Origin of the sequence: Rickettsia endosymbiont of Culicoides newsteadi (assembly GCF_002259525.1) — a bacterium.
Classification (GTDB): domain Bacteria; phylum Pseudomonadota; class Alphaproteobacteria; order Rickettsiales; family Rickettsiaceae; genus Tisiphia.
Genome location: NZ_MWZE01000002.1, coordinates 1 through 15,812, shown reverse-complemented (window position 1 = coordinate 15,812; position 15,812 = coordinate 1). Strand labels below are relative to the sequence as shown.

Here is a 15,812-nt window from a genome sequence, read left to right as displayed (position 1 = left end):
TTTCTTAAACTAACGCTTATGCGTCACTCCATCACTCCTGCTATCCAATTTTCCTGAATTAACTATACATTGAGAAAATTTAGCCTATCGAATGTACTTCTTAATATGGGAATGTAGGATTTAATATTATTATAAATTTTATCTGCTAGCTGCTCATCATAAGTATGCGAAGTGATATTTCTATCTAGAAGCATTTTTAGCCATTCTTGTTCATGATCAATCAGATGTCCTTTAAAAGCCTCTCTTAAAACATCTTTAGGTATTGTACTTCTAATCCTTTGCTCTCAAGAATCGCCCTTAATAATTTCCAAAATAATTCTATTGTAAATTCAAATCTTTGAATGCTAGCGTCTATGTTACTTCGATCTTCTTGCTGAGGTTTAGATGCAATATCCTCTAAAGAGGTTAAAGCTCTACTTAATTTTGAGAACCCTAACTCTATTTTAGGATTTTTCATATAATTTCACTCCTTCTCGTATTATAGATAATTTTAAGTCTGATGAATCATCCAATTCATCAAATCTTACACAATCTATTTTTAAAAGTGTATCAGCATTATCAATAATTTCTTGCAACTTTAACCAATCCTTAATGGTAGCATTAGGGCATATTATAGCTAAATCAATATCTGCTCTATCCTGATTATCGTTCCTTGCTCTAGAACCAAATAGCCAAATTTCTTCAACCACATTCTGTGATATTAAATCATTATAAAATTTATAGTCTTGCACTTTCACTTATTTATCCATTCGAGATATATTTTAATTTTCCTAATGACTCCACATTCTGAGTAGTTTTACTATTTACCTATTCTCATCAATTGACTATAATGCTGTACATAAGTGAGCGACTTATTTATGCAATAGGTCTATTAACCTTTAATTTTAATTCATCAAGGTTAAATGTTATGTTGATAATGGCACCACCTTCTAACCTGTTTGCTAACTCTAATGTTGCACAATGATCTTGTGCTATTTTTTTGATAATAGCCAGCCCTAGACCAGTTCCTTTAGATCTAGTTGTTATATAAGCTTCCGTAGCTCTATCAATTAAATTTGCTTGGAAACCTACCCCATTGTCATCTACTGTAATAGTAATCTGATGGTTAGATTTAGTTATAGAAACAGTAATAACACCTTCTTGCAATTTAGTAAGCCCTATAGATTCTTCAGCATTTTTTAATAAATTAACCATAATTTGATTAATTTGAGTTGTATCACAAATAAAATCTATATGCTGATCAGTTGTAATAAACTTATATAATATTTTGTCATTAATTAATTTTCGTGATTCAACCATATTTTTTACAAGAATTACTAAATCACAATCCGTAAATACTGGGGCTGGTAATCTTGCAAAATTAACAAATTCAGAGACAATCTTCTTAATATCTTCAGTGTGACGTACTATCATATTTATGTATTTGTTAAATTCTGCTTTATCTTCAACTTGATTACTGAATTTCCTCAATAATCTTTCAGAAGCAAGATGAATAGGTGTTAAAGGATTCTTAATCTCATGTGCGACTTTCCTGGCAACATCAGACCAAGCAAGTGCACGCTGAGCTATAACTAAATCTCTTTGTTGACGATCAATTTGTTTAATCATCCTATTAAAGGCTGAGGATAAAACGCTTATTTCATCTTTATTAATAACGTCTTCTGGTACCTGGATAGTTAGATCGCCATTTTTAACTTTTTCAGCAGCACTCACTAATTTTCGAATAGGGCTTACTATTTTTATAGCAAAAATCATCCCCCAACTTATTGCAGCTAACAGTAATAATAAAGCAATAAAAATAAATACTATAGAGAATTTGATCTGCATACTGGATATATGCTTTTTAAGACGATAATACTCTTCAGCTGCTCCATTAGTTTTATTAATATGATCGGTAATTTTAGCATCAATCAATCTACCTACCAACAAATATACATCATTTTGCTCTTTAAGTTTTATAAGCATACGAATCTTTGCTGGATCAGATTTTATCTCAACAATCTCTCCTATTTCGGCTCTTTTCATTAAATGAGATGGAATAGTAGCAAATGAAATTGCAAAACTTAAAAAGGTGTTAGCAATAACAGTATTAGTAGGCTTATGTAAAACTATAACTTCGTCAAGAGAACGCATCTCAGCTTCAGAATTTAATGTCTCATTAAATAAAATGGGGTTATGTATTAAGTCATAATACATTTCACTTAAATCATAAGCAACAGATAACGCTGTTTCTCGCAATTGCAGTTTATGCTCATTGATATAAGATTCTGCTACTATTATAGATTGATCAAGTACAGCAGAAATCTTTTTATCGAACCAAGACTGAATACCAAAGTTAAAAAAATATGCTGAAAATACTGAAACAATAATCGTTGGAATTGTAGCAACCAAACTAAAGGTAATGATGATACGATTTTGCAATTTTGAAGATTTCTCACCATCTCCTTTATCAACAAAATCTCGTAAAAATTTACGAGCTAATAAAATACCTAAAAATAATAAGATAGTAAGATCTACTAATATCAGCCCTATAACTCTACTTGGGTCTGGACCAAGAGACTTTGGCTCAATCGAAATCACGTAATAAGTTGAGCAAGCCAATATGACGGCTATAATTATTAGGATAAATACTAATTTACCGCTATCACAATATTTTTTAAGATTTTGGTAAAAGTGATTCAACATTTTCAACCTAAACGAACTCTAGTAATACTTGACCACTAACCACCATATCCTTTTCATTAACTAGGATTTTAGCAATTTTCCCATTACGCTCAGCAACAAGTATATTTTCCATTTTCATAGCAGTTAAAACCATAATCTCTTGACCAACAATTACCTCACTACCTTCCTGCACTTTAATTGCAATAATTTGCCCTGCAAGCGGAGCTTGCATCTCTGTTTGCTCTTCTTGGATATTTTTGGTAATCATCAACGCTTCTAGTTCAGACATCCTTGGAGAACGGACATAAGCTTTAACAGTAATGCCTGAATGCGATAACATATAACCTGTTACGATATTTTGAATTTTTATATTGGCTTTTCTACCATTTACAATACAGGAAAAAAGCCTACTACCTAAGTTCCAATTACTGCGTATGTAGATTCTATCATTTTCTTGTCTTATGTTATAACCGTAATCTACTGAGGTAATTAAAATTGGAAATAGCTTATCATCAATTGACACAACCCATCGAGTGCCAATTTTATTAGTTTGATCGATTATTTGACCAGAAATTAATGAGGCACGTTTTTGCTCGGTAATATAAACAAAAATGGCTGTAGCGAGGAATATTTTAGTAATTTCAGAAGTTAAACTTGCTCCAGAAAAACCATCTGGATATTCTTCTTCTATAAACGCGGTATTTATATCACCTGCTATAAAGCGAGGATGGGATATTACCGCTTCCAAAAAACTAATATTATGAGAAATGCCTTGTATTATGTAAGAACTTAAAGCAGAACGCATAACTTCAATAGCTTGCTTTCTAGTTTCTCCATAAGTACAAAGTTTGGCAATCATTGGATCATAAAACATACTGACTTCTCCTCCAAGCCCTAAACCAGTATCCACACGAATATTAGCATTTTTTGGCGGTTCTGAATATTCAGTAATTCTACCACTAGATGGCAAAAATCCACGCATTGGATTTTCTGCACAAATTCTCGATTCAAATGCATGACCCTTTAATTTTATATCTTCTTGGGAAAATGATAATTTTTCACCAGCCGCTATTTTTATCATCTCTTCTACTATATCAATACCAGTTATCAGCTCAGTCACTGGGTGCTCAACTTGTAGTCTAGTATTCATTTCAAGAAAATAAAAATTCTTATCTAAATCAACTATAAATTCAACTGTACCGGCAGAGTAATAACCTACTTTACTAGATAAAGCTATGGTTTCTTTATACATTTTCTGCCGTATTTCCTCGGTAATAAAAGAACTTGGAGCTTCTTCAATCACTTTTTGATGATAGCGTTGAATTGAACATTCTCGCTCACCGAGGCAAACACTATTACCATACTGATCAGCTAATAATTGTATTTCAATATGCCTTGGAGATTTTATTAATTTCTCAATGAATAACCTACCATCACTGAAATTATTTACTGCCTCAAGCTTAGCTGATTCAAAGGCATTAGCCATTTCTTCAGAGTTTTTTACCACTCTCATGCCACGCCCACCACCGCCAGCTGTTGCCTTGACTATAACAGGGAAACCTATTCCTTCTGCAATTTCTATTGCCTGATTTATATTGCTAATAGTACCAATATAACCAGGAACTGTACTAACTCCGGCTTCCAAAGCGATTTTTTTTGCTTCAATTTTATCGCCCATTTTCTTAATGGCAGAAGCATTTGGACCTATTAAGGTAACTCCTTCCCTTTTTAAAATATTCGCAAAATTGGAATTTTCCGATAGAAACCCATATCCCGGATGTACTGCCCCAGCCCCGCTCGCTCTAATAGCATTTATAATATTTTTAATTGACAAATAGCTCTCAGTAGCAGGGGAATTACCAATATAATAAGCCTCATCAGCATATTGTACATGCATTGAGTGTGTATCGGCTTCAGAATATACAGCAACTGATTTAATACCCATCTTTTTTAGTGTTCGCATTATTCTTAAAGCTATTTCACCACGATTGGCGATTAAAATTTTATCAAATAATGGTTTGGTCATAAAATCTCGTGCTTAAATATAATATTAGACATTATAACAGATGTTTTGCTCCTCACTAATAGATAATTAAAGAAAATTTTACTAATTTTTATATATAGTCAATTGATGAGAAGTTGGTGACGTCGTCGCTCCATCGCTCCTAGCACCAAATCCTCCTGAATTGACTATAAGTCGTCATTGCGAGCCACCGTAGGCATAGTACTCTACAATTTTTTATTTATTTCCTTATGATGAGTAAAAAAGCTGACTACTAAGCGTCATTGCGAGGAGCCGCTAAAAGCGGTGACGCAGCAATCCATTGTTGTGTATAACCCCTGCGTAAGCAGGGGTTACACTGAGGTAAGCAGATATGACACTTAAGCTATTCAAAAAACTTGATCATCGGGTAATATGTATATTGTTAGTATCTCAAAAAAGGAACTTCTTGCTATTCTTCGCTCGTCTCTACAAAAGTTGTATGAACTATAACAAACATTGCTAAGTCTTTTTTGATAAGATATTTGTGGATAATGTTTAGTAAAGACAACAATATTGTTGTGGTTGGTTGCGGGGGTTGGATTTGAACCAACGACCTTCAGGTTATGAGCCTGACGAGCTACCAGACTGCTCCACCCCACGATAATATGCATAGTCAATTGATAAAAAACTGGTGACGTCGTCGCTCCACATAGTTAAGAAAATACAGTAGAAAAGTCGTCTATTAGCGAGCCACCGTAGGTGGCGTGGCAATCCATTTTTAATCACTTTTTTGGATTGCTTCGTTGACCTTACGGTCTCCTCGCAATGACGGTCTTTTAATTATTGTTTTCTTAAACTAACGCTTATGCATCGCTTCATCGTTCCTAGTCCCAAATTCTCCTGAATTGACTGTAAAATACAGCCTAAAAATCTAAAGATTATCCTGCTTGTTAGCAAAAAATTTCCCAAACAAGCCAAACTTGGTTAAACCTTCTTGCCAAAATTAAGCCCAGCAAATTTTTTGTTAAAGTCACTAACATTTTTGTTAGATTGGTTAACAATATTGCCAGATTCTTTAGTCCATGCCGGATGTTTCCTGTAATCAACATCCATCAAAATCTCTTCTGCATGACCACCGGAATTTGTCTCAAAAACATCATTACTAATGATAATTTTGAACTTTTTATATTTCGGATGTATTCCAGCTTTCATAATGCAGCACCAACTTTTTTTTCAGCTATCTTTTTTTTAATCACTTGGGCTTTGTCCGAAAGTATATCACTTGATATTTTAAGCATATATTCATCAAAACCACCTACCTTCTCGACAGAACGTAGACATTTAGCATTTACCGAAAGCTTGTATTCCTGCCCAGTAAGCTCACTTGCAAACCTTACCACTCTTAGATTCGGCTCAAAGCGTCTTCTAGTTTTTCTTTGCGAGTGCGACACTTTATTACCGTGTAAAACACCGACTCCACTAAGCTCACATCTACGAGACATCGTGACTCCTATAATTATTCATCAATATTACATAATTATACTACTATTAAGGCTTTATGTCAATATCTACAGCTGTAAATAATACAAATATCTGTTAATTGTTAAAACTTTTGAAGAGATGGCAACATATCGCTCATTGAATAAAGAGCCGGTGGTTTATCAGATATCCAGATTGCCGCCTGAATCGCCCCATCAGCAAAGGACTCTCTTGACCCATGATGTTTCAGAGTAATGGTTTGGTTATCTCCTAAAAATAATACTTCGTGTTCTCCATGCAAACGCCCACCTCTAATAGAAGTAATGCCAATTTCACCAGCCTGCCTTTGTCCTTTTACAGTACGATCAAAGATCGCACATTGATTAAAATCTAAATTTCTAACTTTTGCCACAGCCTTACCTAACATTATCGCCGTACCAGACGGAGCATCTTTTTTCATACGATGGTGACAATCTAAAATCTCTATATCGTAAGTATTATCTAGAATTTCTGCCGCCTTTTTTGCTAGCATCGCTAGTAAACTTGCCCCTAAACTCATATTAGCTGAATAAAATATTGCTAGACTTTTGGAAACTTCATGTAAACGATCAAGTTGATAGTTAGTCAGACCAGTAGTACCAATAACTAATTTGTTGTTGTACATAACGGCATAATCAAGCAGTTTGTCCAATATCTCGCTACTAGAAAAGTCAATAATCACCTCAGAATTTTGACAAAATTCAGCAAAATCCCTTATGCTATTTTTTCTAGAAAATGTAGCAGAAAGCGTACAGCTATTTAATCCATGCATTTTTTGAATTATCATCTGCCCCATTTTACCGGTAGCACCACAAATACCTATAGAAATCATTTTAACTCTCTATATTGCCTTAAACAATGCACCAATGGTTTTAAATTACTTTTTACCATAGTACTTATCACTTTACCAACCAATATAACATGATCCCCCACTTCATATTGACTAAATTTGTTGCACTCAATATGGCAAACTGCTCCTTCAATCAAAGGGCAATTAGTAATTTGTCCTAAATCATATGCAATACCAGAAAATTTATCAGTATTAAACTTAGCAAAATGTCTAGAAATATCCTCTTGATTTTCAGCTAGAACACTAACAGCAAAATACTCACTACCAGTAAAAGCACTGAGACTGAAGGATTTTTTATTAATACAAAACAATACCAATGGCGGTAACAAGGAAACCGAGGTAAAAGAGTCTGCCGTAAAACCAAATAGCTTGTTATTGTATAAAGTAGTAATAATAGTAACACCCGTAGGCAAAGTGCTAAGAGCTTGTTTAAATTGTTCAGAATCCACTATTGCAGCCATTTTTTAGTAATGCGACTAATTGTACCATCTTTTTTTAATTCACTAATAGCTTTATCAATATTTTCAACAAGTTTAGAATCTTTTGGCATAGCGATAGCAAGCTCAGATGAGAATTCTGTTAAACTAAAACTAGCAAGATCAGGATTATTCTCAATAAATTTCTTAGATTGCGATTCCTCTAATACTACCACATCTACAACTTTCGATTTTAATTCTTCGACTAGCATTAAATTATTTGACAAATAATTTGTTCTAATATTAAACTGCTTGGCTAAATCCTGAACTATCACTGCCCATGTTGTACCAAGTTGCACACCAACAATTTTATTATCCAAATCTCCAACATTTTTCAAATCATCTGCTGTTCTATATAATACTGATACGTTAGTTGTTACATAAGGGGCTGAAAAGCTAATGTGTTTCTTACGTTCTTCAGTCACTGTTAATCCAGCAATTACTATATCAACATTTTCACTAGCTAAGGATGCAAGTAAGCCATTAAAATCAAAATTTTTAATTATAACTTTCTTCTCTAATTTTTCTCCTATAGCATTAATAATATCAATGTCAAGTCCCACTATTTGCCCATTTTGAATAAATTCGTAAGGGGGATTATCTGCGGAAGTCGCAACTATTAAGTTCTTTTCCTGAGGCTTGTTATCACAACCAACTATCAAAAAAGAACATATAATAAGGAAGAAAAGCTTTATTAATTTCATAAAATTAAATAACTATTTTAATTATTACTATATTATCGCACTTCTTGCACTCATATACAACAGACTTTTTAAAATTAATAACATGATTCTATACCAAAAAGGTATAAGCTAAAGTTAAGAAGGTAAAGAATGCAAATGAATCGGTTATGGTGGTCAGAAATACACCCGAACCAGTGGCGGGATCAATATTTAAATAATGTAGAGTAATTGGTATTGCCGAACCAAAAAGACCAGCAATTAAGAAAGTTAGGATAACAGCTACGGAAAAAATTAAGCTAATCTGTGGATCAGAAAGCATTACTAAGATTAACAATGCCCCAACTAATGCTAATATAGAACCATTAAATCCACATACAACTACTTCCTTAAGGATTACTTTCAGTACGTTACTATGGTGAATATCTTTGTTGGCAAGGGCTCTAACTGTTACAGTCATGGCTTGGGTTCCAGCATTTCCTCCCATAGAAGCAACAATAGGCATGATAGCTGCTAGTGCTATAAATTTAGCAATGGTCATACTGAATTGGTTAATGATTATCGACGTCATACAGGCGGTAATTAGATGGAGAAATAACCAAAGAAATCTATGTCTTACAGTATAAAATAGATTGTAGAATGTATCTTGGGTATGGACGCCCCCAAGTGACATTATATCTTTTTCTGTTTGCTGTTCAATGATATAGAGCATATTGTCTATTGAAATGGTACCTATTAGCTTACCACTTTTATTGACCACTGGTACAATTGTTAAAGCATATTGTTTGAAAATAAAGCTTAATTCACTTAAGTTGGTAAAGAGATCGGTAATTTTAAACTCAGGGTTCATAAGCTCTTTTACTAATTCATCCCCCTTATGCTTAAGTAAAGTGCTTAGGAGTATACTACCTATAGGGCGATATTTACTATCTATCACAATAGCAGCATGAAAATCTTGGGCTATATGTTGTTCTCTAATAAAATCTATAGCTCTAGCTACTGTCCAATCCTCCTGAAATGATACAAAATGTCTTTCAATTACTCTACCAACAGTATTTTCTGGATAAGTACACCCTTCGATAATTTGTTGTCTTTTTTCTACTTTGAGGTTATCTAAGATCATTTCTTTGGTTATATCATCAAGATCTTCTATAACTTCAACAGCGTCTTCTATAGCAAGTTGATTAATTAAATGTACAGTTTTTTCTATACCCAAAATTTGGATTATTAGGGGTTTTCTACTTACACTAAGCTGCACTAAAGTCTCAGGTTTTAGTGTATCCTGTAATAATGGAAGAATTATTTTATATGTTTTCTGATTTATATTATCTAAAAAATCTGCAAGATCTGCATAATGGAGATTAGCCATAATCTTCACGGCTTTACCAACCTCATCATTATTCAGGAGATTATTAATTTGTTCAAATGTTGCATCAAATTGGTTTTGATGGATCGGTAACATATTTTTTGGTAGATTCTGCATAACTCCTCGTTAGCACAAATTTTTGTCGGCTTACGCCCTCTGTAATTGACGGGCAATGGCAACTGGGTTATAGTCAATTGATGAGAAGTTGGCGATGTCGTCGCTCGCCTATGAATTGACTATAATTGGTGCGGTCGAGAAGACTTGAACTTCCACTCTGTTAAGAACAGCCCCCTCAAGGCTGCGCGTCTACCAATTTCGCCACGACCGCATTAATATAATTGCTTTAGTTATTGCAGGCAACCTCCTAGGAATAAGGATAGTACCTAATTCAATCACTTTTACTACAGTTTGGATTTTGCCTATATATAGCAAATTATTCTATTAATATCAACTATATATAGCTAACCTGATTAGTATTTATTCATACAAACTTGCGTCATTGCAAGGAGTGCGTAAACCGCACAACGAAGCAATCCATATAGTCTTGATGTATCTATACTAATTCTTATGGATTGCTTCGTCGTTGCTAAAGCGACTTCTCGCAATAACGCTTAGCAGTAAGCTTTTTACTCATCATAAGGAAATAAATAAAAAATTGTAGGGTATGAACCCCACCTTTGCTATATGTCTTACATAACAGCCATAAAACTGGCATCTTCTAGCCATAAAATTTTGCAAATAATTTGATTGTCAGGATACAACTTGGCTACTAGATGTCGGTAAAAATTCAATTGATCAATATAAGACTCCTTAACTAGTTGACAATTTTTAGGTGGATTAGCATCGGATTTATAATCAATAACGGTTAACTTTCCCCTATCGATGGCAAGTAAATCAATCCTTCCTATCTTAACATCATCATTTAGACTTATCCCTATCGGTACTTCAGTTTTTAGCTCTTGAGAAATAAGTGCCATAAATTCTAAATTATTCAGTAACTTGTCAATATTTTTGTGAATTTTCTCTTGTAACATTGTTGGTAATTTATCAATAAATGGGTGGGTGTTCATACTAGAAAAATCATTAATCTTTACGGCATCTTCTAGAATCTTATGAAATATTCTACCATATTCCAAATGATCATTAACTATAAGAGGAGAATTGACCGAATAATTTTGTTTGGTATCTTTGGTGATTTTCTTAATAAGAAAAAGATTTGGTAGCCATTTAATGTCATTCTCGCATGGGTGCATTGGTGTCCTGATGAATTTATCCATATAAGCCCCTACCTCTCATTGTTTTAGTCTCTTCTACCCATTCTGACCTATAGTCAATTCAGGAAAATTTGGGACGAGGAGCATTGAGCAACAACGTTCCCAACTTCTCATCAATTAACTATAGCTCAAAATATAACTAATTAGTTATCGTAGACAGTATCCTCTATTGGATTTCCTAAACTGTGGAAACCATATGTCTCTTCTTTTGTTATTATAGTAGGTCCTTTCTTTATTAAATCTATAATATAATAAGTGGCACTGCCAAATATAAAAACATAAACTATCACAAAGGCAATTAATGAAGTGAAGATATATTGCCCTAGTACTGGTGAAGATGCTTCAGATGTTCTGATTATATTATATACTATATAAGGTTGTCTACCAATTTCCGTAACAAACCATCCGGACAACACGGCTACAAAGCCAGTTGGCGTCATCAACATACACCAATATTGGAACCATTTAGTATCAAATAATCTTTTACGTAAATATAAGACTACGGCAATCACCCCAGTAATTATCATCAACATACCGATTCCTACCATTATTCGGAAACATAAAAATACTATTAATACCGGGGGACGATTTTCTTTTGACCATTCTTTTAGCCCTTGTACTTCTCCATCTAAGCTATGGGTCAGTATTAAACTAGCAATTTTTGGAATATCTATGGTATATTTTGTTGTCTCTTCTTGAGCTGATGGCCAGCCAAAGACCCTAAGGGCAGCACCTTTTTCTGTATCCCAAATACCTTCCATAGCAGCAATTTTTGCAGGCTGATGTTCTAGGGTATTTAACCCGTGTTGGTCGCCAATAAAAAGCTGTATTGGAGCAACAAATACTGCCATCAACATTGCCATACCAAACATGATTTTAGCATGGGCAACAAATTTTCTCTGTACAAGATACCAAGCAGCGACGCCACCAATAACAAAGGCTGTAGTTAAGTATGATGCAACAATCATATGACAGAAACGATATGGAAATGAAGGATTAAAAATAATTTCTAACCAATTTGTTGGATATAAAATATTATCGGCTCGTACTTCATAACCAGTAGGAGTTTGCATCCAGCTATTAGCTGACAGAATCCAAAAGGCAGAGATAATTGTACCAATTGCCACGATTAAAGTAGCAGCAAAATGCATTTTCTTACTAACTTTATTCCAACCAAACAACATCACTCCAAGAAAAGACGATTCCAAAAAGAAGGCAGCAAGCACTTCAAAACCGAGAAGTGGTCCAAGTACATTACCTACCTTATCAGAGAAACCTGACCAATTAGTACCAATTTGGTAAGATAGAACAACGCCGGATACTACCCCCATACCAAAGGTAATAGCAAAAATCTTAATCCAAAATTTATATATTTCTTGGTAAATATTATTGCCAGTTTTGAGCCATAACCCTTCTACTACAGCCAGCCAGCTAGCAAGACCAATTGTGAAGGACGGGAAAATTATATGGAAGCTTATAGTAAAAGCAAATTGTATACGAGATAGTAGATTAGGATCAAATTCCATAATAAATTAGTTGATTTTGTTGCTATTTTTATCTTTCATTCTAACATATACTATTTGTATAGTATACTCAAATAATTTGGAAATGAGGACAATAAATAATTAGATAAGCGAGTTTTAGGCAAGAGATATAGTCAATCAACCTGAATTAGTGCCGAATAAGCACCCATTGTGCTGTCTATTAGCGAGGAAGCGTAAGCCTCCGAAGCAATCCTTTTAATAATTTTTGGGATTGCTTTGTCGCCACTAAAGTGGCTTCTCGCAATGACGTTTTTACCCTATCATTCCCACATAGGCGGGCTAGACCCCACAACTGTTGGAAGTTAGAAGAGGAAGCGGTTTTAGACCGGATAGTTTAAAAGTCGTATGTGGTCAACGTCTATTAGCGAGAAAGACCTTAGGTCGACGAAGCAATCCACAAAAGTAACCAAAGATGGATTGCCACGACCTACTTGCGTGGTCTCGCAATGACAGAAAACCTATCTAAAACCCGCTTTACCTTCTAACTTTCAACAGTTGTGGATACCGCACCGAAGCATGGATAACACAAAAATCGATATCTATGAGCCCCTCGCGAATAGACATCTGTAAATTTGGCATAATGCTATAAGGTTAGTTCTAAGTTAATTCAAGAGAATTTTGGGCTAGGAACGATGGAGCGACGCCTATAAGTAATAGGCGAGCATTGAGCGACGACGTCATCAACTTCTCATCAATTGACTATATAAGATAATTTAACGTTAGACTGAATAATAAACAATAAATATTTTTAGTAAAATAATATTTGTTAATAAACTACTTGAAAAATATACACTTGCTGTAATTTTGCTGTATAGTTATCTTTTATCTTTATTATTTATGTAGGATATGTCAAATAATCAACAAAAATCAATAGCAGAATTAGAATATGGGGCTGACTCCATCAAAGTTTTAAAAGGTCTTGAAGCAGTTAAAAAAAGACCTGGTATGTATATTGGTGATACTGACGATGGTTCAGGATTACATCATATGATTTACGAGGTTGTTGATAATGCCATCGATGAAGCCTTAGCTGGTCACTGTGATCTAATTAAAGTAATCCTAAATGCCAACGGCTCTGTAACAGTGCGTGATAATGGACGTGGAATACCTGTTGATATCCACGAAGAAGAAGGTATATCAGCAGCTGAGGTTATTATGACCCAATTGCATGCTGGAGGTAAGTTTGACCAAAACTCTTATAAAATATCTGGTGGGTTGCATGGTGTTGGTGTATCTGTGGTAAATGCCCTATCAGAGTGGTTAGAGCTTAGAATTTGGCGAGATAATAAGGAATATTTTATAAAATTTAGAGATGGAGCTACTGAAACATCACTCACACTAAAAGGGGAGTCAGTAGAAAAAAGCGGTACAGAGATTACTTTTTTCCCATCTATTACCACTTTTAGCATGATAGAGTTTAATTTTGCTACTGTAGAGCATAGACTTAGAGAATTAGCATTTTTAAATTCTGGGGTTAGGATATTATTAAAGGATCACCGTTTTGCTGAACAGCAAGAAGTAGAATTTTGCTTTACTGGTGGTGTAGAAGCTTATGTCAAATATATAGATAAAGCTAAAACTTCATTACATAAATGTATATCACTCAATACTAATAATCAGGCAACAGGGATTACTTTTGAATTGGCAATGAATTGGAATGATTCATATCATGAAAATATTTTATGTTTTACTAATAATATAAGACAACGTGATGGCGGTACGCATCTTATTGCCTTTAAAGCAGCTCTTACCAGAGTTGTCACAACTTATACCGAGAATATTGGACTCAATAAAAAAAGTAAAATAAACTTCACAGGAGATGATACTAGAGAAGGATTGTCATGTATTTTATCAGTAAAAGTACCTGACCCAAAATTTTCATCACAAACTAAAGATAAATTAGTTAGTTCTGAAGTCCGTCCTATCGTAGAAAATGCTGTATATACTAAGGTTTTAGAATGGTTTGAAGAGCATCCTAGTGACGCAAAAATAATTATTAATAAAATTATTGAAGCGGCAACTGCTAGAGAAGCAGCCAAAAGAGCAAGGGAATTAACTCGTCGAAAATCAGCCCTGGAAATTTCAAACTTGCCTGGAAAACTTGCTGATTGTCAAGAAAAAGACCCGGCTCTTTCGGAGTTATTTATTGTTGAAGGAGATTCGGCTGGCGGTACAGCAAAGCAGGGTAGAGACAGAAAGTTCCAAGCAATTTTACCATTACGAGGTAAAATCCTGAATGTTGAAAGAGCTAGATTTGATAAAATGTTAAATTCTGAGCAAGTAGGAACGTTAATAACAGCTCTTGGGACAGCTATTGGTAATGAAGATTTTTCTTTGGATAAACTAAGATATCATAAAATAATTATTATGACTGACGCTGATGTTGATGGTTCGCACATCAGAACTTTATTGCTTACTTTCTTCTACCGGCATATGCGGCAATTAATTGATAAAGGATATTTATATATAGCTCAGCCGCCTTTATATAAGGTAAAAAAAGGCAATAACGATTTTTATTTGAAAAATGAACAAGCTTTGCAAGATTATTTAGTAAAAAATACTATTAGTGATGCAACAATTATGTTGTATAATGGACGAGAGATCAGTGGTTCTGATCTTGAGGAGATAATCAAGAAAGCTATCCGGTTCGTTACATTACTTGATCAAGTTGGCAAAAAATTTAATCGACAAATTGCAGAATGTTTAGCTATCAAAGACTTGTTAGGTAATCAAATATTTGCGGCAGATAAGACAAATGAAATAAACCAGGCTTTGAATATTTTAAATCTTGGTGATATATCACCTGATAAAACAGATTGGCAATTTGTAGTTAGCACCAATAAAATAGAATTTTTCCGCTTTGTTCGGGGACAAAAAGAAAGTAAAATTTTATCAAAAGAACAGCTTGAATCTTTTGAATTTATTCAGCTAGCCAAATCATTTACTCCGCTTGCAGATTTATTTATTGAGCCAACAAAGTTATTAATTAAAAACCAGGAACATATTATTACACTGCCTAGTATGCTGATGAATTATATATTGGAAAGCGGAAAAAAAGGTATATCTATTCAGCGTTTCAAAGGTCTTGGGGAAATGAATTCTGATCAGTTAGGAGAGACAACATTAGACCCTCAAAGAAGAACTTTATTGCAAGTTAAAGTACATGAACAAGATAGTGCAGAAGTAATTTTTTCAACATTAATGGGAGATATTGTTGAACCTAGAAGACAATTTATTCAAGCAAATGCCTTGAATGTAATTAATTTAGATGTTTAAAATTTAAATCTTCTCCTGAATTGGTTCACTATTATAGTTTAAATTAATGTGCAACAATTTAAAAACCCTGCATGCGATGTAATTTATTTTCTGTAATCTACTAGCTAGGCTAGCTTGTTTGTGCTATTATTTACTTAATAAAGTTTATAATATATTTCTAATATGACAGTAGAATTTTTC

14 protein-coding genes and 2 tRNA genes are annotated in these 15,812 nt (G+C 34.0%); 1 reads left to right on the top strand and 15 read right to left on the bottom strand.

The features are described 5' to 3' along the window. Window positions 1-62: 62 nt before the first annotated feature. The 15 genes from RiCNE_RS08225 to RiCNE_RS00265 form a co-directional block, all read right to left on the bottom strand. Complete coding sequence (locus tag RiCNE_RS08225; RefSeq protein ID WP_275656718.1) at window positions 63-221, bottom strand: nucleotidyltransferase substrate binding protein; 159 nt, start codon at window positions 219-221, stop codon at window positions 63-65. A 23-nt stretch (window positions 222-244) separates the two neighbouring features. Further along, the gene (locus RiCNE_RS08220; RefSeq protein ID WP_275656716.1) at window positions 245-457 is read right to left on the bottom strand and encodes a nucleotidyltransferase substrate binding protein; all 213 of its coding nucleotides are present in this window, start codon (window positions 455-457) and stop codon (window positions 245-247) included. Next, a complete protein-coding gene (locus RiCNE_RS00325; protein ID WP_239832523.1) occupies window positions 444-731 on the bottom strand; it encodes a nucleotidyltransferase domain-containing protein in 288 nt (95 codons plus the stop codon). The genes RiCNE_RS08220 and RiCNE_RS00325 overlap by 14 nt, the downstream gene beginning before the upstream one ends. Window positions 732-855: 124 nt before the next feature. Then, complete coding sequence (locus tag RiCNE_RS00320; RefSeq protein ID WP_094648656.1) at window positions 856-2,685, bottom strand: sensor histidine kinase NtrY-like; 1,830 nt, start codon at window positions 2,683-2,685, stop codon at window positions 856-858. A gap of 7 nt (window positions 2,686-2,692) precedes the next feature. After that, on the bottom strand, window positions 2,693-4,690 hold the full coding sequence (locus tag RiCNE_RS00315; protein ID WP_094648655.1) for an acetyl-CoA carboxylase biotin carboxylase subunit: 1,998 nt from the start codon (window positions 4,688-4,690) through the stop codon (window positions 2,693-2,695). 541 nt (window positions 4,691-5,231) lie between these two features. Then, a tRNA-Met gene (locus tag RiCNE_RS00310) sits at window positions 5,232-5,308 on the bottom strand. Between the two features lie 324 nt (window positions 5,309-5,632). Beyond that, on the bottom strand, window positions 5,633-5,860 hold the full coding sequence (gene rpmE, locus RiCNE_RS00305; RefSeq protein ID WP_094648654.1) for a 50S ribosomal protein L31: 228 nt from the start codon (window positions 5,858-5,860) through the stop codon (window positions 5,633-5,635). Continuing rightward, window positions 5,857-6,150, bottom strand: a complete 294-nt coding sequence (gene rpmB / locus RiCNE_RS00300; RefSeq protein WP_094648653.1) for a 50S ribosomal protein L28 — start codon at window positions 6,148-6,150, stop codon at window positions 5,857-5,859. The genes rpmE and rpmB overlap by 4 nt, the downstream gene beginning before the upstream one ends. A gap of 101 nt (window positions 6,151-6,251) precedes the next feature. Beyond that, complete coding sequence (dapB, locus tag RiCNE_RS00295; RefSeq protein ID WP_094648652.1) at window positions 6,252-6,998, bottom strand: 4-hydroxy-tetrahydrodipicolinate reductase; 747 nt, start codon at window positions 6,996-6,998, stop codon at window positions 6,252-6,254. Then, window positions 6,995-7,477, bottom strand: coding sequence for a flavin reductase family protein (locus RiCNE_RS00290; RefSeq protein ID WP_094648651.1), 483 nt, complete (start codon window positions 7,475-7,477; stop codon window positions 6,995-6,997). The genes dapB and RiCNE_RS00290 overlap by 4 nt, the downstream gene beginning before the upstream one ends. Then, window positions 7,465-8,196: an ABC transporter substrate-binding protein gene (locus RiCNE_RS00285; protein WP_094648650.1), complete on the bottom strand. Its 732-nt coding sequence runs from the start codon at window positions 8,194-8,196 to the stop codon at window positions 7,465-7,467. Before RiCNE_RS00285 ends, RiCNE_RS00290 begins: the two co-directional genes overlap by 13 nt. An 88-nt stretch (window positions 8,197-8,284) precedes the next feature. Beyond that, window positions 8,285-9,655, bottom strand: a complete 1,371-nt coding sequence (gene mgtE / locus RiCNE_RS00280; RefSeq protein WP_094648649.1) for a magnesium transporter — start codon at window positions 9,653-9,655, stop codon at window positions 8,285-8,287. A gap of 126 nt (window positions 9,656-9,781) precedes the next feature. Next, a tRNA-Leu gene (locus tag RiCNE_RS00275) sits at window positions 9,782-9,866 on the bottom strand. A 361-nt stretch (window positions 9,867-10,227) separates the two neighbouring features. After that, entirely contained in the window at window positions 10,228-10,815 is a 588-nt protein-coding gene (locus RiCNE_RS00270) for a PD-(D/E)XK nuclease family protein (protein WP_094648648.1), read from the bottom strand. Window positions 10,816-10,955: 140 nt separating this feature from the next. Next, window positions 10,956-12,338 carry a cytochrome ubiquinol oxidase subunit I gene (locus RiCNE_RS00265; RefSeq protein WP_094648647.1) on the bottom strand — a complete coding sequence of 461 codons (1,383 nt, stop codon included), beginning with the start codon at window positions 12,336-12,338 and terminating at the stop codon, window positions 10,956-10,958. A gap of 864 nt (window positions 12,339-13,202) precedes the next feature. Between RiCNE_RS00265 and gyrB the strand changes: the two genes are divergently transcribed. Further along, the gene (gene gyrB, locus RiCNE_RS00260; protein ID WP_094648646.1) at window positions 13,203-15,632 is read left to right on the top strand and encodes a DNA topoisomerase (ATP-hydrolyzing) subunit B; all 2,430 of its coding nucleotides are present in this window, start codon (window positions 13,203-13,205) and stop codon (window positions 15,630-15,632) included. Window positions 15,633-15,812: the final 180 nt, after the last annotated feature.

Excerpts from the sequence above, each read along its gene's own strand:
- gyrB (WP_094648646.1), top strand. The coding sequence starts at position 13,203 with ATGTCAAATAATCAACAAAAATCAATAGCAGAATTAGAATATGGGGCT.
- RiCNE_RS00290 (WP_094648651.1), bottom strand. The coding sequence starts at position 7,477 with ATGGCTGCAATAGTGGATTCTGAACAATTTAAACAAGCTCTTAGCACT.
- mgtE (WP_094648649.1), bottom strand. The coding sequence starts at position 9,655 with ATGCAGAATCTACCAAAAAATATGTTACCGATCCATCAAAACCAATTT.
- dapB (WP_094648652.1), bottom strand. The coding sequence starts at position 6,998 with ATGATTTCTATAGGTATTTGTGGTGCTACCGGTAAAATGGGGCAGATG.
- rpmB (WP_094648653.1), bottom strand. The coding sequence starts at position 6,150 with ATGTCTCGTAGATGTGAGCTTAGTGGAGTCGGTGTTTTACACGGTAAT.
- RiCNE_RS00315 (WP_094648655.1), bottom strand. The coding sequence starts at position 4,690 with ATGACCAAACCATTATTTGATAAAATTTTAATCGCCAATCGTGGTGAA.
- RiCNE_RS00265 (WP_094648647.1), bottom strand. The coding sequence starts at position 12,338 with ATGGAATTTGATCCTAATCTACTATCTCGTATACAATTTGCTTTTACT.
- RiCNE_RS00320 (WP_094648656.1), bottom strand. The coding sequence starts at position 2,685 with ATGTTGAATCACTTTTACCAAAATCTTAAAAAATATTGTGATAGCGGT.
- rpmE (WP_094648654.1), bottom strand. The coding sequence starts at position 5,860 with ATGAAAGCTGGAATACATCCGAAATATAAAAAGTTCAAAATTATCATT.
- RiCNE_RS00270 (WP_094648648.1), bottom strand. The coding sequence starts at position 10,815 with ATGGATAAATTCATCAGGACACCAATGCACCCATGCGAGAATGACATT.
- RiCNE_RS00285 (WP_094648650.1), bottom strand. The coding sequence starts at position 8,196 with ATGAAATTAATAAAGCTTTTCTTCCTTATTATATGTTCTTTTTTGATA.
- RiCNE_RS08220 (WP_275656716.1), bottom strand. The coding sequence starts at position 457 with ATGAAAAATCCTAAAATAGAGTTAGGGTTCTCAAAATTAAGTAGAGCT.